Genomic DNA, 24,356 nt, shown 5'->3' with positions numbered 1-24,356 from the left:
TGACAGCAACTAATTAATTCAACTTGTAGCGCAAGCCGGCGTAATACATACTCCCAAAAATAGGGCCATATACAAAGGTAGTATCAAAATTTGGTCCAAAGGGATCCTGACTTGCGATAATTGGGTTTTCCTGTGTAACATCCAGTATGTTCTCTCCGCCAAAATAGATCTCAAAATTAGGGGTCAGCACATTGGTGACCTGTGCGTTGAGCGTTCCAACTGTTGGTGAATACTCCGGCAATTGATAAGGCAACGGATTGTCACTTGTTTTTGAGAAACGTTGTTCTCCTAACCAATTGTAGGTAGCGTCGAACTTCCATTGAGAGCCGTTGGGCTGGATCTCGGTTTCGTAAGCAATGTTCCCAAATAAACGGTGTTGGGCCGTGAGAGGTTTTTCCAGCCTTCCTGAAATATAATCGGTTTGAATATCATAATACTTATAGGCACTTCTTAGATCGAGCCGCTCCAGCAAATTAATATGAAATTCTACCTGAAAACTGTTGGCGAAGCTCTCACCCTTCAAATTGTAAAAACGGATCTCTTTTCGGTTCTCCCAGTCCACGACCACCTGATCTTGAAAATCGGTACGATAAAAGTCTAAGGTGACATCGGCTTTTCTTCCGAAGAGATTAAATCCCTGTAAGTAAGAAACCCCGTAGTTCCAAGCGATCTCAGGGTCTAACCCATAAATCTCCCCACCGCTGTCCAAAATATTGATGGTCCGTGCTGTGGCGAATAATGACTGATTCTCAGCAAAGATGTTTGCACTTCGCTTTCCGCGCCCCACCGATGCTCGAAAGGCCGATTTTCCCCAAGGGGTGTAACGAACATGCAATCGCGGCGTTAAAAAGGTTCCCAATAAATTATGATGATCTAAACGTATCCCTGCCGTAAGATTGAGACTGCCAAGATTGTCATACGCATACTCAAAAAATCCCCCCACCGAATTTTCTGTGCGACTGTAAACATCACTGTTCACTAATTCTTCATAATCGTCGTGTGTATAACTTACACCCGTCTTAACCTTATGGCGTGAGTCGCTAATAATGGAATTATACACAAAATTAGAATAGATACTGCGGTGCGAAATGTCGTAGGTATTGAGACCAAAAAAAGAAGCTTGTTCATGTTCGCTGAAAGCAAACTGAAGTCCTGCCGTTTGATACGGAATTTTCGGATTGACATACCCAAGTTTTGCCGATAGATCGTATCTTCGGGTATCGATCTCACTGCGCCACAGCTCCGTGCTGTTTTGCCGAGTGATCCCGTGTCCGCCACCACCATCTGTCGTGCCATGCTCAGAATCCAGTTGCCCGGCCTGTTTTATATCGTCCAGATACCGAAAGTTCAGAAAACTCACAATACCCTTTTCGGTATTGGTATACTGCCAGCGGTTCATCACATTTAGCTGTTCTCCGGTTGGCATATCTAAGAACGTATCGTTGTTCTCGTCGTGTTCCTTATTTCTAACATTACCATGCAGGTACAGTCCTGTACTCCAGCGATCGCTCACCTGCGTATTAAGGTGTGTGTTGAGTTCGAAGCGTTCATTGGTAGCACCATACAGATTTACGAACAATCTATCATCGGTTGATGGTTTTCGCAACTCGGTGTTGATCTGTCCGGCGATACTCTCGAATCCGTTCGTCACACTCCCCGCCCCTTTGGTGATCTGGATGCTTTCCACCCAGGTTCCGGGAATAAAACTCAAACCATACGTTTGGGAGGCTCCGCGAATTGCGGGAATGTTTTCGGTAGTGATCAAAATGTATGGACTCGTAAGCCCCAGCATTCTAATCTGGCGTGCTCCCGAAACGGCATCGGCAAAATTCACATCAATGGAAGGATTGGTCTCAAAGCTTTCAGAAAGATTACAACACGCCGCTTTTAAAAGCTCATCGCTGCTTATATTGGTAATATTTTCTGCTGAAATATAAGACACCGAACTTGATCTTTTGCGCGTGCTCACGGTTACTTCTCCCAAATTATTGGACGCCCGCAGTGTATGCCGAATGTTCCTCGGGCTGTTGACCGTTAACGTATCGGTCTCGTATCCTACATAACTCACCACCAAACGTGTATATTCGGTTTTATAAGGAAGGCTGAAAGTACCATCTAAGTCTGTGATAGTCCCTTCGGAAGTATCCAACCAATACACATTGGCTCCGGGAAGTCCCATGGTCTTATTGTCTTCCGTTTCCGTGAGAATGGTTCCTTCCAAGGAATCCTGCGCTAAGATCAATGTAGGAAGTAAGAAAAGTATATATGCTAATTGTTTCATGTATGTTTTTTATAAATCAATATTTGTTGAACGTAATCGCAACGCATTTGCGATCACCGACACCGAGCTGAAGCTCATTGCCAGGGCCGCTATCATAGGAGAGAGCAAAATTCCGAAGAACGGAAAAAGTACGCCCGCTGCAATGGGCACGCCAAGAGTATTATAAATAAGTGCGAAAAATAGGTTCTGCTTAATGTTTCGCATTACCTTGATACTAAGGTTTCGGGCTTTCACTATACCATGCAGATCGCCCTTCACCAGTGTGATCGCAGCGCTTTCTATGGCAACATCGGTGCCGGTTCCCATAGCGATCCCTACATCGCTCTTGGCGAGTGCCGGCGCATCGTTGATGCCGTCTCCTGCCATGGCTACTTTGCGTCCTTCATTTTGAAGCCGCGCTACTTCGTCAAGTTTGTCCTGTGGCAGCATTTCGGCTTTGAATTCTGTTAAGTCCAGTTCAAGAGCCACTGCCTGAGCCGTATCATGATTGTCACCGGTAAGCATGATTACTTCCACGCCGCTCTTCTGCAACTCTTCAATGGCTTTCTTGCTCGTTTCTTTTATCTTATCACCAATAACTACATAACCTATGGCTATTCCATCTACCGACAGATAGGGAACGGTCTTTCCTTTTTGTTGTGCTTCGGTGATTTCTTTCTGAAGGGCTTCGGAAACAGAAGCCTCTACTTCTTCCATCAGCTTTTCGTTTCCAAGTGCGATCTTCTTACCATGTACCGTCCCGGTAACACCTTTTCCTGTCACCGAATGGAAATTGGTAGCTTTCAAAATTTTTACATTGTTCTCCTTTCCGAAGCGAACCGTGGCCTCGGCCAAGGGATGCTCACTTAATTGGTTCACAGCGACTATATATTCCAAAACTTCTTCTTTTGAAGCGTTCTCTGAAATTCCTATTCGTTCCACAGAGGGTTTTCCTTCGGTTATGGTTCCTGTCTTATCGATGATAAGTGTGTCGATGGTGTCCATTTTTTCAAGGGCCTCTGCATTCTTTATCAATACGCCGTTCTGTGCGCCCTTCCCCACACCTACCATCACAGACATGGGCGTAGCCAGTCCCAACGCACACGGACAAGCGATGATAAGAACCGCGATGGCGTTCACCAGCGCATAGACATAGGCAGGTTCCGGACCGTAGATCGCCCAGACAATAAAAGTGGTCACCGAGACTAGCACCACGATTGGCACGAAATACCCGGAGATCTTATCGGCAAGTTTTTGAATAGGAGCCTGGCTTCTGCTGGCCTTGTTCACCATATCGATGATCTGCGAGAGCAAGGTATCATTCCCTACTTTTTCAGCTTTTACGATAAAAGATTGCTTGCCATTGATCGTTCCCGAACTCACCCTGTCTCCTTCCCCTTTCGAAACCGGAATAGGCTCTCCGGTGATCATAGATTCGTCTACAGAACTTTCGCCTTCGGTGATCACGCCATCTACGGGGATCTTATCTCCGGGTTTCACACGAAGCAGATCTCCCAATTGAATTTGCTCGATCGAAATGCTTTCTTCCTTCCCGTCTACAATTCGGGTCGCCTTATTAGGAGCGAGTTTCAGTAACTCTTTGATCGCACTGTTGGTCCGACTGTGTGCCCGGGCTTCCAACACCTGTCCCAGCAGAACTAAAGTGAGTATTACGGTGGCCGTTTCAAAATATACGTGCACCGTACCCGCTTCGGTCTTGAACTGACCGGGAAAAACATCCGGGAATAACATCCCAAACAAACTAAACAACCATGCTACTCCGGCACCAATCCCAATAAGCGTGAACATATTAAGGTTCCATGTTTTGACAGAGCGATACGCCCGCTCAAAGAACATCCAAGTGGCATAAAACACCACAGGAATAGAAAGCCCAAACTGAATCCAGTTCCAGTAGCGTAGTGCCAAGAGATCATACAACGGATTTTCCGAAAGCATTTCAGACATGGCGATGAGAAAAATAGGAAGAGTGAAAGCAACTGCTAGCCATAACTTTCGAAGCAATCCTTTATATTTCTTCTCTTCCGCCGAAACATTTCCCTGCACAGACACCAGGTCCATTCCACAGATAGGACAGTCGCCCGGTTCATTTCGAACAACCTCGGGATGCATCGGGCAGGTATATTGAGTTGAAGATCCTGTTGTTAGATTCACTTCTTCCACCAGATCCATTCCGCACACAGGGCAATCGCCCGGGGCATCGTAGGTTTTGTCACCTTCACAATGCATGGGACAGTAAAAAGTTCCCGTGCCCTCGCCCTTGGGCTGCTGCTTCGATGTTTTGGCAAGGGAAGGCGCCTCCCCATGAGGGTGAATACTATAAGTACCGCCATCTTTTTCTAATGCTGCCTGAAATTTTTCTATAGGAATGTGTGTTTCCATCTCGATGGTGGCTTCTGCCTTTTCGAGATCAACAAACGCCTTGACGACACCGTCTACTTTAGACAGTGCTTGTTCTACATGGCTTCGGCAGCCGTTGCAGGTCATTCCGTGAATGGTATAGGTATGAGTCATAGTTTAATTTAAACAGTGTTACAAAAATGCATTTCTGAAAACTTCAGAATAAAGGACCGTAATCCAACAAGGGCTGGACCATGGAAACTTACAAGGTCTAAATCAAGAAAATCTGGTAAAGTACAGGAATGTCCTTACCGAGGGGTGGCGGACTGTAATCCGCAAAGAAATCTACATTATCTGCGTCTATGCCTGCTTGCTGAAATGCAAAAACAGCATCGGGAGTAATGAATGCAGGGGAAGTAAAAGCAACTTCAAAAGAAGTTTTCGAAAAAGTATCATCGGTTTCAACCGAAGTGTACTCATTATCGCAGCAGTGCTTTTCGGATTGTGTCTCTGTGGAAGAATCACAAGAATCTGAGCTCATTTCCATTCCGCAGGAAAGGAACATTTCACCCAGCGTGAACTTAGCCATCACTTCATAACCGCTGCAAAAATGTTGTGAATAGGCGATCCCGCTGCTGCTTAGCAACAACAATAATGAAAGTATTATGGAAATGCCTTTTTTCACGGCTACAAAGATAATTGAAATATCATAACAATATTTCAAAAAAATACTAAAATTGGCCTATCCGCAACAGTTACACATCTTTACAATTCACGATGACATTACTGCTTAGGCAACTTCAATATCATATTATTCCCTAAAAAAATACGATCCACATGCCCTGCCAAACTAACATTGTCGGTCTTAAAATGCATGTGTGTGTTCTCTTTCATGTGTGTAAAGACCCCTTGATGATCTTTAGAATAGAATCCTATGATCTCTACATCACCATTGCTTAGCACGCCATTAAGTCCGTACCGCAGGTGATTTTCCTCCGTGTGCTGCGTATTGTTGATATCCCAGTTTACAATATGCCAGTCCAAGCGTGCCACGGTTCCCGTGAGTAAAAAAGGAAAAGGTTTCGAAACATCGATACCTGCTTTTTTGGCTTCCTGTATCAAGAACATCTCAAATTGCCCCTGACTTCTAATCATAGAAGCGACGGCGACGGATTGCCACTCCGGCACTTGTGTGTAGACGAGTAATGCTGCCGACGTGTCGAACGATTCAGTAAGAGTTACCATCTCGTCCGTTCGTTTGCTCAGCAAGGGCTTTCCATCAAAGACCTGTATTTCCCCCTGCAGGTTCTCAACTGCTCCCAATGCATACAAATGTGGTTTGTTTTCGAGCTCTTTTAGAGCGATTGTTCCTTCCATCCTGCCATGCATTACCTGCTGAAGAGCACCTGAATACTGTACCGATGTGTCGATACTTTCATCCTTTTGTGAGGCTGTTTTATTATCACAGCTCTGCAACAGGCAGAGTGTAAGCGCAAGAGAAAGGATACGATTCACGATTATTTAAATTACAACGATATAATAGTTGAAAAAGCGCTTGTTCGGGAAGTAAAGCCGAAGCAGGTGCCTTTTGGATTACTTGATCTCTGCTTCTATTCGGCCACATTTAAGCATCTTGTCTCCAAAATAAGGGTTGTAAATATCCTTACTGTTGCTTAACCAAGCAGCTCCGGTATTATCAAAAGCCATAGGACAGTATTGCTTGTAGATCGTTCCCGATTTTAGGTTATCTGTAAGCATTTGCTCTACACTGGTCGTTACGGCAACAAAAGCAGTGCGTTGCGCTTCCACATCATCGCTCTCTACAATATTTTGTGCTGCCTTCAAGGCAACCTCTTCCACACCCACATTAGCAAAGGCGGTCATAAGTTGAGACGCGGCTACAGAAGCAGCTTTTGCATCGGTATTTACCAAAGCAGTCTTAACGTTGATGTATTGATTGAACACTTCAGCGATCTTTGGATCATTGAATTCTGCTTCGGTAGCAGAAGCTTCGTATTGTTTATTGTCTTGGGTGGTATCCACGGTTACGACTTCCGGTTCAGGATTCTTTGTTTCATTCTTACAACCGGAAGCGACAATGGTAATGATTAAAATAGGCAGGGCAATATATTTTTTCATGATTTTGATTTTAGAGTTGTGCAAAGATACCAAATTTGACCTTATTTACGGTTCTGAAAGTAGAATGCAGGAACTAAAATAAGTAGAAATAAGGGCTGAATCAAGAATCTCCTTACGTAGAACAGCATGAGGTGCCCCCCGGAAGTTTCCGAAGAAATTAACAGTAGGAATAATGTCATGGCAACCACGTATAGTATCGCATACAAGATGACAGAAAGCCTCACAATAGCAAGCTCCCGGAATAATACCCAAAGAATCCCCAACGATAGTACTGTGTTCATCCCAAACCGAAGCGAAATACTCCCCAGCAGTTTACCTAGATCGTAAGACGGCAACGGATCGGTGCTATGCGTGGTCTTAAAAAAATCCATCAGCACTCCGTAGAACAATTGATCCTCAAACATTCGTATAAGTACCAGCAGTCCTACCAGCAACACAAGCAGTATTATTTTTACGGGCTTACTCATGGCGCCTTTTTACTGAAAGCATTCGCACCCACACCATCCATAAAAGAAACACCATGCCATAAATAAGGCCCGGAAAGACCACCCCGTGCAAGAGTTCCTTCTGTTCCGGATATTCATATAATGCAATGGCCAAGATCACAATTCGAACCACGTTCACCCCGTAGATAAGTACAGCACCGGCAAAAAGAAATAAGAGCGTTTTTTTCCATGATTCAGAAAAAGCGATCACAAAGGCCATAAACAGAATGATGATACTAATTGCGTTACAACCTTCAACAATGCGTGCTACATAGTTCTTTTCCACCATAAGACGCATAGTAGGTTCAGATGAATTTGGGATCACTTCGGCCTCATATCCAAATCCGCGGATCACTGCGCTGCTTTGCTTGGCCACCAATCGGGTAGCAGGATCTGTGGTAATTTCGGTTTCCATGTAGATGTTAAGGTAGCCCCAATAGAGCATACTTAAAACCACGTAAGAACCTAAGAAAAGCACTATAAATTGAAGAACTTTTTTATATTTTCTGAAAAGTGTTCGCAAGGACTGTGGCTATTTTTAACAAAAATACAGCATTTGTACTTGGTGTATATGCCTGTTTTGAAATACTTTTACTGAAAAATAAAGATATGCCTTTTGATGCCCTGCGCCCTAAAGTAACTACAATACTCGCCAATGACTCTGAAAGTGTCGAGCAGCGACTTACTGAAGTATGTGAACTCCTACAAGCTACGATCGGTTACTACGACTGGGTTGGATTCTATTTTGCCAATGAAGCCGAACGCACTTTGCATCTAAGAGCTTTTGCGGGTGAACCCACAGACCATACGGTCATTCCATTTGGTAAAGGCATTTGCGGACAAGTAGCCGAATCGAATCAAAATTTTGTGGTTTCCGATGTCAAGGCCCAGAATAATTATATCGCATGCAGCATGTATGTCAAGGCCGAGATCGTAATTCCGTTGTTCAAAGACGGGAAGAACGTGGGGCAGATCGATATTGATTCGCACATGGCCGATCCCTTTTCTCCTGAGGACGAACGATTCCTGGAGTGGGTGAATGAACAGGTTGCTGAGATCCTTTAAAGGATAAGGTTTTATAACATAATAGAACCTTATACTTTCAAAAATTACATTCCTGTTCGAATGGCTTCCACCGGATCCAAGCGTGATGCGGAAATTGCCGGCAATATACCCGATATCAACCCGATACCTGCAGAAATAGCGGTCCCTAAGAACATGTTCCAGGGTGAGAGTATAAATTCAAAATCCCCCGTGAATTGAGAAGCGATAAGTGACACAAAGAACACAAGCACCAACCCGATCAATCCTCCAATAACCGCAAGAATTACCGCTTCAAAGAGGAATTGCAGAAGTATAAAACGGTTCTTGGCTCCCAAAGACTTTTGTATCCCGATGAGGCTGGTACGCTCCTTCACACTCACGAACATGATATTGGCAATTCCAAAGCCACCAACCAAAAGAGAAAAACCACTAATAATGAGTCCGATGATATTCATCTGACCGGTAATATTGTCAATAAAATCGGCAAACCCCTGCAATTCATTCACAAAGAAGTTATCGATCTCATCGGGTTTCAACCCGCGTGCCATACGAAGTTTTTGAGTGAGTAAAGCAACAAATTCTGCCTGGTCGATCCCTTTTTCGGGTTTGATAATGATAAAAGGAAATAAATTCTTGTTGTTATCCCCAAAGATTCGGCGAACCATATTCACCGGAAGAAAGACAGAGGTATCCTTAGAGCCTCCAAATAAGCCACTCCCTTCCTTCTTCAAAACACCGATCACAGTAAATTTTTGACCGTACAGACGTACTTTTTTACCGATAGCTGCTTCGGCAGAACCGAATAGAGAAACAGCGATCTCATCTCCGGCAACAAGTACCGGCGAACCACTGGCAGATTCGGCTTCATTGAAGAACCGCCCTTCAGAAAGTTGTAAGGCTTCAATATCATAATACTCATCGGTGACCGCACCGATCTCTACATTACTCACCGACTTGTCTTCGTACTTAACGATCTCACTCTGCACATTGAGTGTGTAGGAAGCTGCATAAAGATCCGGAACCGTGCGCTTCAGGTACTGGTATTCTTCATAGGTTACATCGGGAAATTGTTCCCGTTTCCAATTAGGAACATCGGTGGGTCCAAAAGAAAAACGACCTAAGTAAATAGTGCTGTTATCCAATGAAGAAATACTCCCTTCAATTTCCTTTTTTAAGCTATCGACCGCAGCGAGGACTGCAATGATCGAAAAGATACCAATGGTGACTCCTACGAGAGACAAAAACGTACGTAATTTATTGTTCTTAAGCGCGTTGATCGCAAAGTTAAAACTCTCTTTAAGTACGCGAAGGTAGATTAACATAGCTTGATATTTCTCGGTTGAAATTCAGAATAAAGATAAGACGTTTTCTCTAGGGTAATGTTACAAAATTACTTGGTAATTATGTACTTTTGCACCTTCCTTTACGAGCAATTCATTAAAATTCTATCATGACTGATTCAAAAAAGATCACTTCTGCATTAATTTCAGTATTTCACAAGGACGGCCTTGCCCCCATTGTTCAAAAACTCAACGAACAAGGTGTGATGATCTACTCCACAGGAGGAACACAAAAATTTATAAACGATCTTGGGATCGATGTGATCGCAGTAGAGGATGTAACCGATTACCCGTCCATTTTAGGGGGAAGAGTTAAAACGCTGCATCCCAAAGTATTTGGTGGTATTTTAAACAGACAAGATAACGACAGCGATGTACGAGAAATGGGACAGTATAACATTCCTCAACTGGACCTTGTGATTGTCGACCTCTACCCTTTTGAAAAGACAGTTGCTTCGGGTGCTTCAGAACAAGACATCATTGAAAAGATAGATATAGGGGGCATCTCCTTGATACGTGCCGCTGCCAAGAACTTCAAGGATACACTTTGTGTGTCCACCATGGAAGATTACGATGAGTTATTACAGTTGCTTTCAGAAGAAAACGGCAGCATTTCATTGCAGGATCGAAAACGCTTTGCCGCAAAGGCATTTAATGTTTCCTCGCATTACGATACTGCTATCTTCAACTATTTCAACAGTGATCACAGCATTCCGGCGTTAAAGATCAGTGAGACCAATGCACAAGTCCTGCGCTACGGTGAGAATCCGCATCAACGTGGTTTCTTCTTTGGGGATTTTGATGCCATGTTTACCAAACTCCACGGAAAGGAATTGAGCTACAATAATTTGCTGGATGTAGATGCCGCCGTAAATCTCATGTCGGAATTTAATACCGAAGCTCCCACGTTTGCTATTCTGAAGCATAACAACGCATGTGGGATCGCGCAACGAGAAACCGTGCTTCAGGCTTATACTGATGCATTGGCAGGGGATCCTGTTTCGGCCTTTGGAGGCATTTTAATTTCCAATACTGAAATTGACGAGCCAACGGCAGAAGAGATACATACTTTATTTTGTGAAGTGGTGATCGCTCCTTCGTTCACTTCCGAAGCAGAAAAAATATTGAAAGGAAAGAAAAATCGTATTCTTCTGGTTCAGAAAGAAAATCGACTTCCCGAAACAACGCTTCGCACCTGTTTGAACGGCGTACTTGTTCAGGATAAAGACAACCTGACTGACGCTGCCGAAAATTTAACACAGGCTACAAATACTAAACCTTCCAACACCGAGTTAGATGATTTGTTATTTGCTTCCAAGATCTGCAAACACACAAAATCGAACACCATTGTACTGGTAAAAGGAAAGCAATTGTGTGCCAGCGGAACGGGACAAACCTCACGAGTAGATGCGTTACGTCAAGCCATTGATAAAGCCCGTGCTTTTAATTTTGACCTGCAAGGCGCAGTGATGGCCAGTGATGCGTTCTTTCCGTTTCCCGATTGTGTTGAGATCGCTGATGACGCAGGAATAACTGCGGTGATACAGCCCGGAGGCTCTATTAAAGACGAATTGAGTATCGATTATTGCAATGCGCACAAAATGGCTATGGTATTTACAGGTACACGTCATTTTAAGCACTAAATTTTAGTACATTTGTGAGGAGTTGAGACTCAACACGTTTAATTTCAATACCGCCAAAACAGCTTATGGGATTTTTTGACTTCCTGACAGAAGAAATAGCCATCGATTTAGGTACTGCCAATACGCTTATCATTCACAATGATAAGGTGGTGGTGGACGCACCTTCCATTGTAGCAAGAGACCGCACCACAGGTAAAATTATAGCTGTGGGACGCGAAGCCGCAATGATGCAAGGTAAAACGCACGAAAACATTAAAACCATTCGTCCTTTAAAGGATGGGGTCATCGCTGATTTCGATGCCAGTGAGAAAATGATCAATATGTTCATCAAGGACATTCCCGCCCTGAAAAAGAAATGGCTTACGCCTTCCTTGCGTATGGTGATTTGTATCCCCAGCGGGATCACAGAGGTAGAAATGCGTGCCGTAAAAGAAAGTGCTGAACGTGTGAACGGGAAAGAAGTCTACCTCATCCACGAACCTATGGCCGCTGCCATTGGTATTGGAGTCGATATCATGCAACCCAAAGGTAATATGGTGGTGGATATTGGAGGCGGAACCACAGAGATCGCGGTGATCGCTCTGGGAGGAATTGTCTGTGATAAATCTGTCAAGATCGCAGGGGATGTCTTTACCAACGATATAGTTTATTACATGCGTACACAACACAACCTTTATGTGGGAGAACGCACTGCCGAAAAAATAAAGATTCAAATTGGTGCCGCCACCGAAGATCTTGAACTCCCTCCGGAAGATATGGCAGTACAAGGTCGTGACCTGCTCACCGGGAAACCAAAACAAGTGCAAGCTTCCTATCGCGAAATTGCCAAAGCCTTGGATAAGTCCATTCTTCGAATTGAAGATGCTGTTATGGAAACCTTATCACAAACCCCTCCGGAACTGGCAGCAGATATCTATAATACGGGTATCTACTTGGCCGGTGGTGGTTCTATGCTACGCGGTTTGGATAAACGGTTATCGCAAAAGACCGACCTGCCGGTATACATCGCCGAAGACCCACTGCGCGCAGTAGTGCGCGGGACGGGAATCTGCTTGAAGAACATCAATAAATACAAAAGTGTATTGATAAAATAAGTTCGGGACGCTTTTCGTTATTCTCTGAATGTATCTTTAGAAGGTATAAAAGTTACTTATTCTCGGTCTCTCAGTAATTTAATAGCTAAACAATAACACAGTGCAACAGATTCTCTTTTTCTTTATACGGAATAAAAATTTTCTGTTGTTCGGGGTGTTGTTTGTGTTCTCAATTGGGCTTACGGTACGAACACATTCCTTTCATAAAAGCAAGTTCGTGAGTTCTGCAAATATGATAAGCGGAAACATCTATGCTGTTAAGAGTGAGATCACCGATTATTTCGGACTTCAGAAAGAAAACGAAAAACTACTCAACGAAAATATACGCCTGCGAAAACTGGTAGAGAGCTATAAGGAGCTCACCCCTATCCCTCCTTTGGACAGTGTTGCGATTCCTTCTTCCTTTGTTTTCTATTCGGCACGGGTGATCAACAATAACTATTCAAAAACAAAGAACAATATTACGATAAATAAGGGAGCCGGTGATAGCATTGCGATCGACATGGGCGTGATCTCTTCAAAAGGTCTGGTGGGTATTATTAATAGCGTGTCTCAAAATTACGCTACGGTCCAATCGATCCTAAATACCAAAAGCCAGATCAATGCGAAACTTAAAAATTCTGAACACTTTGGGAGTTTGGTATGGGATACCAAAGATCCTAATGTGGTCCAATTGATCGATGTACCACGATTGGCCCCGGTAGTGGTGGGCGACACCATTGTAACTGGCGGAAAATCCACCATTTTTCCCAAAGGGATCCTTATAGGAACTATCAAGGATTTCTCCATAGAAGCCGATGCCAATTACTACGACCTGAACATTCAATTGTTCAATGACATGACCAACTTGAAACATGTATACATGATCAAGAACAACCGTGCAGAAGAAATAATTACTTTGGAAAAGCAGATCGAAGATGCAGAACAGTGATATTCTTATTACCATTCTTCGGTTTATTACCTTGGTCTTGCTTCAGGTATTGATCCTTAACCACATCAATTTCATGGGGTTTGTTAATCCCTATGTGTATGTGTTATTCATTCTCATATTTCCGCTTAACGGCAACAAATCGTTGTTGATATTCTTAAGTTTCCTCTTAGGCATCACCATTGATATTTTTAGCGATTCCGGCGGGGTGCATGCGGCAGCTTCAGTATTTATCGCATTCATTCGTCCGTATATCCTCAAATTCGCATTTGGCGTGAGCTATGAGTACAATATGGTGAAATTGAACAAGGTGCCATTTACCGAACGGATGACCTATATAGTAGTCTTAGTATTGGTGCATCATTTTTTACTCTTTTCTTTGGAAATTTTTAGCCTTTCGCATATATTATTGATCCTAAAATCTACGTTATTTTCAGGGATCTTTAGCACCGTGGTCATATTATGCCTGCTGTTACTTTTTAGTCGAAAGTCATCATGAGAAAACTACTTCTTTTTTCACTTGTACTTCTCACCGGCGTGGTGTTTGCCGGGCGACTTTTCTATTTACAAATTTACGATACGTCCTTTCAGAAGTTATCTGAGAACAATGCCATAAATATTATCTACGATTATCCCCCACGCGGGTATATATTTGATCGCAACGGTAAGCTTCTGGTGTCCAATCAGCCGTCTTACGATGTCATGGTGGTCCCGCGAAATGTAAAACCTTTGGACACCCTTGAGTTCTGTGATATCTTACGTATTACCAAAGAAGATTTTAAATCAATATTAAAAAAAGCCACTATTTATTCCCCCCGATTGCCTTCGGTGGTAATTCCTCAGCTCACAAAAGAAGAATATGCATATCTCTCTGAAAAAATGCATAAATATGAAGGGTTCTATATTCAAAAACGATCCTTGCGTGATTATCAAGTGGATCATTCTGCCAACGTGCTGGGATATATTGCTGAAGTAAATAACCGTATTATTGAAAAGAATCCATATTATCAAATGGGAGATCTCATTGGGATGCAAGGAGTGGAGAGCCAGTACGAAGAGGTGTTACGCGGTATAAAAGGAGTAAAATATATTCAGAAAGATCGCTTCAATAGGGATATTGGACCTTATAAAGATGGTATTTTCGATACATTACCGGAACGCGGGAAAGATATCACCTTGACAATAGACGCTGTGCTTCAGGAATACGGGGAAGCCCTCATGGTAAACAAACGAGGTGGGATCGTGGCGATAGAGCCCGCTACAGGTGAGATCCTTACCTTGGTCACAGCCCCCAATTACGATCCAAGTCTCTTGGTGGGCAGAGAACGCTCCCGAAACTTTACGAAACTGTATTACGACACTATTGCGAAACCACTGTTCGATCGCGGACTCCAAGGAGAATACCCTCCCGGCTCGCCCTTTAAGACGCTCACAGCGCTTATTGGTCTGCAGGAAGGTGTGATCGATACCAAGGAAACTATTTCGTGTCATGGCGGCTATATATATGGCCGTGGCCGGAAATTAGGGTGTCACCATCATTACAGTCCACTGGCTATGGTTGCAGGAATCGCGAATTCCTGTAATGCTTATTTCTGTACTGTATACCGTCGGGCCATCGAGAAGTATCCCTCACCGCAGGAAGGGATCGACAACTGGCACGATCATTTAGCCAGTTTTGGTTTGGACCAGTTTATGGGATATGATCTTCCCAGTGGCAGACCCGGATACATCCCTGATGCAAAGTACTACAACCGAAGCTACAACTATCCTACTTACAAATGGTATGCTACGGCAACCATCTCGAATGCTATTGGACAAGGTGAGGTATCCCTTACCCCTATGCAAATGGCTAATTTCGCAGCCACCATTGCGAATCGGGGCTGGTACTACAAGCCGCATGTCATCAAGAACATTGGCGGCGTGGATACTATTCCCTCAGTATACACCGAAAAGTACCATACTACCATAGAACCGCGTTTCTTTGAGCCTGTAGTTGAAGGAATGTTCGATGTGTACAATAAAGGAACGGCTTCACATATTCAAATTCCGGGTATTGAGATCTGCGGAAAAACGGGTACTGCGGAAAATTTTATACGTGTAAACGGAAAACGCATGCAGCTTACCGACCATTCAATTTTTGTCGCCTTCGCACCGAAGGATGATCCTAAGATCGCCATTGCAGTATTCGTAGAAAACGGATACTGGGGCTCCAGGTGGGCAGGACGCATTGCCGGACTTATGATCGAAAAATACATTAAAGGAGAGATCACTCGCACCGACATGGAGAATTTTGTACTAAACGGTAGTCTGGAAGCCGAATACGCCAAACCCTATAGCGGGGAGCCGTTTAAAATCAACCAATAATGGCCGGCGGAAGAGGGATCCTAAAATTCGATTGGAGCATCATTCTGCTCTATGGCGTGTTAGTGGGAATCGGCTGGATGAATATCTATTCGGCATCGTTGAGTGATACTGCCAGTTCATTCTTTGATTTCAGTCAGATCTACAACAAGCAGTTGTTCTTTATCGTAATGAGCATCTTGCTTATCGTCTTTATTTTAGCGATTGAAGCCAAGTTCTACGAGCGTTTCTCCAGTGTGATCTATATTGTCGCCCTTCTATCACTCATCGGGCTCTTTATTTTTGGAAAGAACGTAAATGGTGCTACGTCATGGTACGGATTCGGTAATTTCAGCTTACAGCCCAGTGAATTTGCCAAAGCTGCCACTGCCTTAGCGTTAGCGAAATATGTAAGTGACATTCAAACCAATATTAAGGAATTCAAACACCAACTGCGAACCTTCATTATCATCGCCTTACCTGCGATACTTATCGTACCTCAACCCGACCCTGGAAGTGCCCTTATCTATGCTGCCTTTGTTTTTCCCTTGTACCGGGAAGGACTCCATTTTGTGTATTTGCTTTTGGTATTTTTTGGGGCCGGACTGTTTGTCGGTACTCTTTTGTTCGGGGTGATTTGGGTGATCCTGGGAGTGGTCTTGATCGCCGGTATTCTATTTCTTCGAAACAGGAAAAAGCGGCCCAAACTCTTTAAATATCTAGTCATAACAGGTGCGTGTATTGGCTTCGCCTTTTCGGTGAACTATATCTTTAACAATGTCTTTGAACAGCGACACCGGGATCGTTTCAATATTGTCTTGGGAAAGGAGGTAGATTCCAAAGGAATTGGTTATAACACCAATCAGAGTGAGATCGCCATTGGGAGCGGCGGTTGGACCGGAAAGGGATGGACGCAAGGAACGCAGACCAAAGGCAATTTTGTACCTGAACAACAAACCGATTATATTTTTAGTACCGTGGGTGAAGAATGGGGTTTTCTGGGAAGTATTTTAGTGGTTCTTCTTTTTGTGGCACTTATTCTAAGAATCCTTTTTTTAGCCGAAAAACAGAAGAATCAGTTTAGTCGTGTTTATGGGTATAGCGTTGCCTCAATCCTATTTCTTCACTTTTTTGTAAACGTAGGGATGGTCACCGGACTATTTCCTACAGTAGGGATCCCCTTACCATTCTTTAGCTACGGAGGTTCCGGCTTATGGGGCTTCACCATACTACTGTTTATTTTTGTAAGACTGGATGCTTCTAATTACTATTATTCGTGATACTAAAGTCAAATAATACTATATCTGTTAGAATAATGATCGGGGTGGCAAGCATTACTTTTTTGTAATTTATTGAACACAAAAAATAATGCGCAGCCGTATCAAAGAAAACCACTGTTTATTTTTGTAAGACTAGATGCTTCTAATTACTATTATTCGTGACCCTAAAGTCAAATAATATTATATCTGTTTGAATAATGATCGGGGTGGCAAGCATTACTTTTTTGTAATTTATTGAACACAAAAAATAATGCGCAGCCGTTTCCAAGAAAACCACTGTTTATTTTTGTAAGACTTAGGATCAAATTCTCCTAAAACCTATGTATATGGAAAACGGTGTGTGGCAGGCCTTGATATTAGCGTTTCCCCCAAGCCTTGGGATCGATCATCTTTTCGAGTTTAATTTCTTCGGAATCGGGCAGGTTTGAAAAGAAATCAATATGGGTGATCGTTTCTATTTCATCGATGGATACCACATAATCGTAAAATGATTTGTTCGTGGGCGCATTGGGGATGAGAAATGCAATGGCCTTTAGATCTTTTTCCGAAGCATCCACAACGATCTTATAAAAGGCACCCGGCACCGATACTTTTTCAACGCCTATGACCGGAAGACCCTCCTTGAGGACTCCTCCGGTAACGACATAGACACCATCGTATTTTTTAGCCCAATACCGAACTTGTTGCTCCAGTTTATTCCATATGCCACCGTTGAACTCATTGTTTTGGGGACTAATATTGCTGGTGAGAAAGGTTTCTAAATAGGCGTTAAAAGAAAAACGTCTGTCCCCTGCCGGACATAAATGACCTCGATCATATCCTGAATTCTTATAGCTGCTCCAATGTGCCGATTTAGATGCTATCTTCCTGTCTTCAACAAAATCAGGCCGTTCATACTCGTTCTTAGAAAGATGTGACTTTGCAAGTTCGTAGGCGACCCACTCTGCCTGTTCATGTTCTTCGGCATAGGACAAAGTAAAATGATTGTGTTCTATTACAACACCCGTAGTGGAAGCGGGAAGAAAGCGGTCATCAAACTCAGCTGTTGAAACGTCTCTGTCCGGAAGTGTCGTTTCCGGATACATTTCGTTCTTCCTGTCTACATAGATTTCGGCATAATACAACCCAATAATAATGAGCACTGTAAGTAGTGGATAGAGGTATTTTCGTTTCATGAAGTGATTAATTCTTTACATCCAGCGCATCTCTCATCGCATTTCCTATGAGCATAAAAGCTGTCACCAAACTCATGATGGCCACCCCGGGAATGATGGCAAGATACGGCTTCCCTAAAATAATATAGGCATAATGATCTTTAATGATCCCGCCCCAACTGGGCATAGGAGGCTGCGCCCCTATTCCCAAAAAGCTCAACCCGCTTTCTATTAGGATCGCACCGGCAAAGTTCGCCGCCGAAATAATAATCACAGGGGCCATGGCATTTGGCAAAATGTGCTTTGTGATGATCCTGAAATGGTCATACCCCAGTGCTCTGGCTGCCGTAACATACTGCATTTCTTTGACTCCCATTACCTGCCCGCGCACCACTCGCGCAACTTCCACCCACATTGTAAGTCCGACAGCTATAAAAACCTGCCAAAAACCCTTGCCTAATGCCAAAGTGATGGCAATAACAAGTAATAGTGTGGGTATCGACCAGGTCACGTTGATAATCCACATAATTGCAGCATCTACTTTCCCACCAAAATATCCGGCTATCGCCCCCAATGTAATGCCAATCACGAGTGAAATAAAGACAGCTACAAAGCCAATAGCCAGAGAGATCCGGATGCCTATGAGCATCCTGCTTAGTAGATCCCGCCCGTATTTATCGGTTCCTAGGAGGAATTTTTGAGTTTTTATGTATTGCTTCGGAATGTCCTCCAATGCGGTCGCTTCGGGGAATTGTGAAAGCTCATATTCCTTTTGAAGGCCTTGGGTTCCATCCAAAGTGTACTCTGTAATGGAAATATGTTGCGACTCCAGCTTGTAGTCTGATATAGGAATTTCGGTTGCTGCACTCTTCCTTCCGAAGAAAAAACGGGAAAAAGCACTTTGTGTTTCCACTTCCGAAGGGATTGTAAGCATAGTCACTTCAAATCCGGGTGGTTTGGAATGTATCGAGAGATGCATCTGGTTTGCATTCTCAGTATTATCGGGTGCCAGTGCATAGGCGAAAATGGCTGTTAAAACACAAATCACCAAGAAACAGAAACTAAAAACGCCCCAAAAGTTTCGTTTGAACTTTTGGAGCGCAATGTGTGTTAAGGAGGTCGATCTACTCATTAAAAAATTAATTCTTAATGTTCGCCATTTTACCTTTTTTAATGTTGTTCAATTTAAGGTCTTCCAATACGTGTACTGCTTCTTCCACATAAATATCCTTTGCAAGGTTCTTGTGCCAACGTTTTCTTTTCTCGCGAAGGGTTGTGTCTTGGCGCATAAGCTCTATTTCGTAAGGCAGTGAGCGATAGCTCAACTTATTGTCATAATTATCGATCGTATCGAATTTTTTACTTTCTTCTTTACGCTTTTCGATCTCGGCAGCGTATGCATCGTAGTTTAAGCTCACTTCCATCTCATCTCTTTTGGTCTTGATCCAACGTGCGTTTTGCTCTATAAGGGCCAGTTGCTCACTTTTGGCCATTCTAGCCTTGCTTTTCTCGATGGTCTCTTCAAAATCGATGTAGCCATCCCACGCATCATATTTTGCAGGATCAATCTTGTCATAAGGCAACGGATTGTCATAATCGCGCTCGCCAACGTCTATATAGCTATAGCGATCCGGCATGACTACGTCACTCTTTACTCCTTCAAGTTGTGTGGAACCTCCGTTCACTCGGTAGAATTTTTGAGTGGTAAGCTTTAACGCTCCCATATCTCCCATATCGTTTTGTCGTAACCACTGATTGAGATCGATCAAGTTTTGAACGGTTCCCTTTCCATAGGTTTGTTCGCTTCCTATAATGATGGCGCGCTTGTAATCCTGCATAGCAGCGGCTAAAATTTCGGAAGCTGAAGCAGACAGTTCATTCACCAGGATAACCAACGGTCCATCCCATGCGATATCATCATTCTTATCTTCTAAGATCTCCTTTCGTCCACCACCGGAAGCTACTTGCACCATAGGACCTTCCTTAATGAACAAGCCGCCAATATCTACAGCTGTCTTTAAAGATCCTCCGCCATTATCTCTAAGATCAAGGATCAATCCTTCCATCCCTTCACCTTTTAGACGTTCGATTTCTTGTTTTACATCACTTGCGGCATTGCGTTCCTTATAGTTTTCCATATCAAAATAGAACTGTGGAAGGTTTATCAAACCAAATTTTCGATCGTCTTTCTCGATCACAGTAGATTTTGCATACGTTTCTTCCAACTCCACCACATCCCGTGTAATTACCTCATCTTCTATGGTCCCATCCACTCTTTTGATGGTAAGCGTTACCTCGGTCCCTTTAGGGCCTTTGATCAATTTCACAGCATCATCAATACGCATTCCAACTACGCTCACAGGCTCCTCTTCATCGGCTTGTTTAACCTTTAGGATCATGTCTCCTACCGCAATGTGCTCTCCTCTCCATGCCGGTCCGCCACTTATAATTTCAATCACCGTGATGTAATCATTCTTCTTCTGAAGCCGTGCTCCGATCCCTTCTAATTTTCCAGACATACGTAAATCGAAACGATCGCGATCCGGTGGTGCAAAATAGTTGGTATGTGGGTCGAACTCTTCAACAATGGTAGTTAAAAACACAGCGAAGTAATCCTTACGTTCCAAATCTTTTGTAAAGTCGAAGTATTCCTTTAAAGAAGTCTTTGTGGTATTGCGAGATTTTGCTTCTAGCTCGGCGAGAGAAAGTCCTTCGTTAGGTGTTGGTTTATACTCCTCCCCTTTTTCGGCTGCTTCTTGTTTGCGTTCTGCCACCGAATTCTTCTCCTGTACCAGATCGTAATAAGAAGAAATGGTTGAGAATTTAAGCTGCCATCTCCATCGCTCCTTAAGCTCTTCCTTGGTCTTTGCGTAGTCCAACTCGTCGTAATCCACATTGATCACCTCGTTTTCGCTATAATCAAAAGGACTATCCAAAACCGACTCGTACATGGACTTGGCTTCTTCCATACGCTGCGTAAAACGCTCGTACACCAAATTGAAGAACGTAAGGTCCTTATTTTTTATCTGGTCATCGATCTCATTTCGGTATTTACTGAATTCTTCAATATCTGAAGCCAGGAAATAACGCTTTATGGGATCCAACCCGTCAATAAAGTCGGAATACACCCCTTGAGAAAAAGTGTCGTCCATATCGGCGGGATCGTAATGACCCTTCTGAAGTACATAAGTAATGAGGTCAATGAGCAATTTATCTTTGTCGGGGTCATTAAACTCCTTTGTTGTGAAACTACAAGAAGCAACTGCAACGAATACAGCTATAAACAACACCTTAAAATTCTTTTTCATAATACGCATATCAATCTTCTTAATTTGAATCTCCTAAATTATAGAAAAAACCGTGCCAACAGGACATAATGATACTAATTTTTTGTTAAACAAACTAATAACGCAAACCCTAATAAAATGTGTATTTTAGCAGTAGAAAAATCTGCTAAATGGCTAAGAAAAAACCGTTAATTCTAGTAACCAATGACGATGGGATCACAGCTCCCGGAATTCGAATGCTAATTGAAGTGATGAATACCCTTGGAGACGTATGTGTGGTCGCACCGGATTCTCCACAAAGCGCCATGGGACATGCCATTACTATAAACGATACGCTCTACTGCGACAAGGTAAAAGTGCTAGAGGATCAAACCCACCAAGAGTACAGCTGTAGCGGGACACCCGTAGACTGTGTAAAATTGGCTGTCAACGAAATACTAAAAAGAAAACCGGACCTTTGCGTAAGCGGTATCAATCATGGTAGCAATTCTTCCATTAATGTGATCTACAGCGGAACCATGAGTGCAGCAGTGGAAGCCGGAACGTTAGGCATTCCTTCCATCGGGTTCTCATTGTTGGATTATTCTATGGAAGCCGATTTTGAACCTGCGAGGTCTTTTGTTAAATCGATCGCTTCCCAATGTTTAAAAAAAGGGCTTCCTACGGGTGTTGTACTTAATGTGAACATCCCGAAATTACCTAAAAAAGAAATTAAAGGGATCAAGGTGTGCCGACAGGCCAATGCTCACTGGGAAGAACAATTCGACAAACGAGTCAACCCATTGGGACGCGAATATTACTGGTTAACCGGAGAGTTTGTTAATGAGGACAAAGGTGAAGATACCGATGAGTGGGCGTTGCACAACGGTTATATTTCGGTAGTTCCGGTACAGTTTGATCTTACAGCGCATCATGCAATTAAAGATATTAATACCTGGGAGCTTTCATGAACAAGACCATCGCAAAAGGCATTGCCATAGGAGTTTTAGTCGGGTTGATTGCAAACCTAACGGGTAGTTATCTGTACGTGTTCATCCTTTCACAAATAAAAGGGTTGTCGCTGGATGAAACCCTACAGGTGGCTGTCGATCAAGATCTTTTGGGCACCATTATAGCGTTGGGTGCCTTGCTCAATTTAGCCGCCTTTTTTGTGTTTCTGAAAAAGAACCAGTATTACAGGGCACGGGGTGTCGTACTAGCTACGCTAATTGCTGCGATCGTGGTGTTGATCTCAAAGTTCTATTAAATGAAATATTACCTTATAGCCGGAGAAGCATCGGGAGACCTGCATGGCGCCAATCTTATGAAGGCGCTATCTAAAATAGATGCTAACGCTTCATTTAGATGTTGGGGTGGCGATCTTATGGAACAGGCTCAAGGAACCTTGGTAAAACATTACCGGGACCTGGCCTTTATGGGGTTTATAGAGGTAATTTTCAATCTTAGAACAATCCTTCAGAACATACGTTTTTGTAAAAAAGATATCGAAGACTTCCAACCGGATGTGATCATTTTTATCGATTACCCAGGCTTTAATCTTCGCATTGCAAAATGGGCAAAACAAAAAGGATTTAGAACCCATTATTACATCTCACCTCAAATATGGGCTTGGAAAGAGGGTCGAATTAAGAGTATTAGGCGGGACATTGATGCCATGTATGTAATTCTTCCTTTTGAAAAGGAGTTTTATGAAAAGAAACATGACTTCCCAGTTCACTTTGTCGGGCATCCGCTTATTGACGCTATTTCCGACAGGGAGCAGGTACACCCCGAAGCTTTTAAAAAACAAAACGGCTGGGATGAACGTCCTGTCATTGCCCTGCTTCCGGGAAGCAGGAAGCAGGAGATCTCCAAGATGCTTCAGGTTATGTTATCTGTGGTTGAAGATTTCAAAGAATACCAGTTCGTCATTGCAGGAGCGCCCAGTCAGGAAGCCGATTTCTATGCGCCCTTCATTCAGAAACAAAATGTACATCTGTTACTTAACCAAACCTACGACCTGCTTAGTATTTCAGAGGCTGCCTTGGTGACCTCGGGCACCGCTACGTTAGAGACTGCCTTGTTCAAGGTACCGCAAGTTGTTTGTTATAAAGGCAGCAGGATCTCTTATGAGATCGCAAAACGCGTGATCCGCTTAAAATATATTTCACTGGTGAACCTCATTCTGGACAAGGAAGCGGTGACAGAGCTGATACAAACCGACTTCTCTTCAGAAAAATTAAAAAAAGAGTTAACCGCCATCTTGGATCCGTATCGCAGGGCAACCTTGTTCTTGGACTATTACGACCTTGAAAAAAAACTGGGAGGTAAAGGAGCCAGCGACACCACAGCGCAATTAATTTACGAGGCATTATCTGCTACCTAAGAAAAAATCCTTAGTTTTATAGGCAACTATTGGAATTTGCCTGCAATGAAAAAACTGTTCCTACTTGCCCTCCTCCCTATATTTCTAGCTTCCTGCGGCAGCTCTAAACACACCGCCACTAAAACGATCATTGTAAATTCCAAAGGCAAACCCAATCGCACACGAACGGTCGAAAAAAAGGAAGATAAAAAAAACATTATTATCACAACAACCGAAGCGGACGAGGTGGTTACGGCTGATTCGAATAAGAACAAACTTGAAAATATTATCGATTTCGCTAGATCCTTTGAGGGGACCCGCTATAAGTTTGGCGGCACCACCGAAGAGGGTATGGACTGTTCCGGTCTGGTATATACAGCCTTCAAAAAAGAAAACGTTATCATGCCGCGTATCTCAAGAGACATGGCTAGCAAAGGGGTCTCGGTCAAATTAAAGGAAGTGACCGAAGGAGATCTAGTGTTCTTTAAGACCAGCCGACGAAATTCCATTAACCACGTTGGCTTGGTCGTTGAAAACAAACGAGGTGAGATCCTGTTTATTCATTCCACAACCTCAAAAGGAGTGATCATCTCTTCTCTCGAGGAAGACTATTGGAAGAAAGCCTTTGTGGAGGTTCGTCGCGTCATTTAAATTTTCGTA

At 43.2% G+C, this 24,356-nt stretch carries 22 protein-coding genes; 11 read left to right on the top strand and 11 right to left on the bottom strand.

What is annotated here, in order from left to right; genetic code table 11:
* Positions 1-13 precede the first annotated feature (13 nt).
* The 7 genes from JS40_RS11955 to xrtF all read right to left on the bottom strand — a co-directional run bounded on the left by JS40_RS11955 (position 14) and on the right by xrtF (position 7,765).
* Entirely contained in the window at positions 14-2,281 is a 2,268-nt protein-coding gene (locus JS40_RS11955) for a TonB-dependent receptor (protein WP_034260892.1), read from the bottom strand.
* A gap of 9 nt (positions 2,282-2,290) precedes the next feature.
* On the bottom strand, positions 2,291-4,792 hold the full coding sequence (locus JS40_RS11950) for a heavy metal translocating P-type ATPase (RefSeq protein ID WP_034260890.1): 2,502 nt from the start codon (positions 4,790-4,792) through the stop codon (positions 2,291-2,293).
* Positions 4,793-4,889: 97 nt separating this feature from the next.
* Positions 4,890-5,303: an HYC_CC_PP family protein gene (locus JS40_RS11945; RefSeq protein WP_152558176.1), complete on the bottom strand. Its 414-nt coding sequence runs from the start codon at positions 5,301-5,303 to the stop codon at positions 4,890-4,892.
* Between the two features lie 98 nt (positions 5,304-5,401).
* Positions 5,402-6,133, bottom strand: coding sequence for an acetolactate decarboxylase (locus JS40_RS11940; protein ID WP_051957583.1), 732 nt, complete (start codon positions 6,131-6,133; stop codon positions 5,402-5,404).
* A 78-nt stretch (positions 6,134-6,211) separates the two neighbouring features.
* Positions 6,212-6,757 (bottom strand): DUF3347 domain-containing protein, encoded by a 546-nt coding sequence (locus JS40_RS11935; protein WP_051957582.1) that lies wholly within the window; start codon positions 6,755-6,757, stop codon positions 6,212-6,214.
* Between the two features lie 41 nt (positions 6,758-6,798).
* Positions 6,799-7,224: an exosortase F system-associated membrane protein gene (locus JS40_RS11930; RefSeq protein ID WP_034260884.1), complete on the bottom strand. Its 426-nt coding sequence runs from the start codon at positions 7,222-7,224 to the stop codon at positions 6,799-6,801.
* Positions 7,217-7,765 carry an exosortase family protein XrtF gene (xrtF, locus tag JS40_RS11925; protein ID WP_034260883.1) on the bottom strand — a complete coding sequence of 183 codons (549 nt, stop codon included), beginning with the start codon at positions 7,763-7,765 and terminating at the stop codon, positions 7,217-7,219. Before xrtF ends, JS40_RS11930 begins: the two co-directional genes overlap by 8 nt.
* An 86-nt stretch (positions 7,766-7,851) precedes the next feature.
* On the opposite strand from xrtF, the gene JS40_RS11920 reads away from it, so the two are divergent.
* Entirely contained in the window at positions 7,852-8,307 is a 456-nt protein-coding gene (locus JS40_RS11920) for a GAF domain-containing protein (RefSeq protein WP_034262446.1), read from the top strand.
* 44 nt (positions 8,308-8,351) lie between these two features.
* Here JS40_RS11920 and JS40_RS11915 read toward each other — a convergent pair whose 3' ends face one another.
* On the bottom strand, positions 8,352-9,608 hold the full coding sequence (locus JS40_RS11915; protein WP_034260875.1) for an ABC transporter permease: 1,257 nt from the start codon (positions 9,606-9,608) through the stop codon (positions 8,352-8,354).
* Between the two features lie 128 nt (positions 9,609-9,736).
* On the opposite strand from JS40_RS11915, the gene purH reads away from it, so the two are divergent.
* From purH to rodA, 6 genes are all read left to right on the top strand, one after another.
* Positions 9,737-11,269 (top strand): bifunctional phosphoribosylaminoimidazolecarboxamide formyltransferase/IMP cyclohydrolase, encoded by a 1,533-nt coding sequence (gene purH, locus JS40_RS11910; RefSeq protein WP_034260873.1) that lies wholly within the window; start codon positions 9,737-9,739, stop codon positions 11,267-11,269.
* A gap of 65 nt (positions 11,270-11,334) precedes the next feature.
* On the top strand, positions 11,335-12,363 hold the full coding sequence (locus JS40_RS11905) for a rod shape-determining protein (protein ID WP_034260871.1): 1,029 nt from the start codon (positions 11,335-11,337) through the stop codon (positions 12,361-12,363).
* Between the two features lie 100 nt (positions 12,364-12,463).
* On the top strand, positions 12,464-13,294 hold the full coding sequence (gene mreC / locus JS40_RS11900; protein WP_034260869.1) for a rod shape-determining protein MreC: 831 nt from the start codon (positions 12,464-12,466) through the stop codon (positions 13,292-13,294).
* The gene (locus JS40_RS11895; protein WP_034260867.1) at positions 13,281-13,790 is read left to right on the top strand and encodes a hypothetical protein; all 510 of its coding nucleotides are present in this window, start codon (positions 13,281-13,283) and stop codon (positions 13,788-13,790) included. Before mreC ends, JS40_RS11895 begins: the two co-directional genes overlap by 14 nt.
* Positions 13,787-15,655, top strand: coding sequence for a penicillin-binding protein 2 (gene mrdA / locus JS40_RS11890; RefSeq protein ID WP_034260865.1), 1,869 nt, complete (start codon positions 13,787-13,789; stop codon positions 15,653-15,655). Before JS40_RS11895 ends, mrdA begins: the two co-directional genes overlap by 4 nt.
* Positions 15,655-16,911 carry a rod shape-determining protein RodA gene (rodA, locus tag JS40_RS11885; RefSeq protein ID WP_034260863.1) on the top strand — a complete coding sequence of 419 codons (1,257 nt, stop codon included), beginning with the start codon at positions 15,655-15,657 and terminating at the stop codon, positions 16,909-16,911. The genes mrdA and rodA overlap by 1 nt, the downstream gene beginning before the upstream one ends.
* A gap of 356 nt (positions 16,912-17,267) precedes the next feature.
* Here the strand turns inward: rodA and JS40_RS11880 are convergent, their stop codons facing one another.
* The 3 genes from JS40_RS11880 to JS40_RS11870 are packed head-to-tail and all read right to left on the bottom strand — an operon-like array spanning position 17,268 to position 21,373.
* Positions 17,268-18,086, bottom strand: coding sequence for a DNA/RNA non-specific endonuclease (locus JS40_RS11880; protein ID WP_034260862.1), 819 nt, complete (start codon positions 18,084-18,086; stop codon positions 17,268-17,270).
* Between the two features lie 7 nt (positions 18,087-18,093).
* Positions 18,094-19,197 (bottom strand): ABC transporter permease, encoded by a 1,104-nt coding sequence (locus JS40_RS11875; protein WP_034260860.1) that lies wholly within the window; start codon positions 19,195-19,197, stop codon positions 18,094-18,096.
* A 7-nt stretch (positions 19,198-19,204) separates the two neighbouring features.
* Complete coding sequence (locus JS40_RS11870; protein WP_034262443.1) at positions 19,205-21,373, bottom strand: carboxy terminal-processing peptidase; 2,169 nt, start codon at positions 21,371-21,373, stop codon at positions 19,205-19,207.
* Positions 21,374-21,522: 149 nt separating this feature from the next.
* Here JS40_RS11870 and surE point away from each other — a divergent pair, with 149 nt between their 5' ends.
* From surE to JS40_RS11850, 4 genes are read left to right on the top strand one after another with little or no spacing between them, the layout of a single operon-like run.
* Entirely contained in the window at positions 21,523-22,302 is a 780-nt protein-coding gene (surE, locus tag JS40_RS11865) for a 5'/3'-nucleotidase SurE (protein WP_034260857.1), read from the top strand.
* Positions 22,299-22,598 carry a hypothetical protein gene (locus JS40_RS11860; protein ID WP_034260855.1) on the top strand — a complete coding sequence of 100 codons (300 nt, stop codon included), beginning with the start codon at positions 22,299-22,301 and terminating at the stop codon, positions 22,596-22,598. Before surE ends, JS40_RS11860 begins: the two co-directional genes overlap by 4 nt.
* Positions 22,599-23,717, top strand: a complete 1,119-nt coding sequence (gene lpxB, locus JS40_RS11855) for a lipid-A-disaccharide synthase (RefSeq protein ID WP_034260853.1) — start codon at positions 22,599-22,601, stop codon at positions 23,715-23,717.
* 45 nt (positions 23,718-23,762) lie between these two features.
* Complete coding sequence (locus JS40_RS11850; protein ID WP_034260851.1) at positions 23,763-24,347, top strand: C40 family peptidase; 585 nt, start codon at positions 23,763-23,765, stop codon at positions 24,345-24,347.
* The last annotated feature ends 9 nt before the right edge of the window (positions 24,348-24,356 follow it).

Source organism: Altibacter lentus, assembly GCF_000746845.1.
Lineage (GTDB): Bacteria > Bacteroidota > Bacteroidia > Flavobacteriales > Flavobacteriaceae > Altibacter > Altibacter lentus.
The sequence above is the reverse complement of the archived record's forward strand: the minus strand, read 5'-3'. Positions and strand labels throughout refer to the sequence as shown.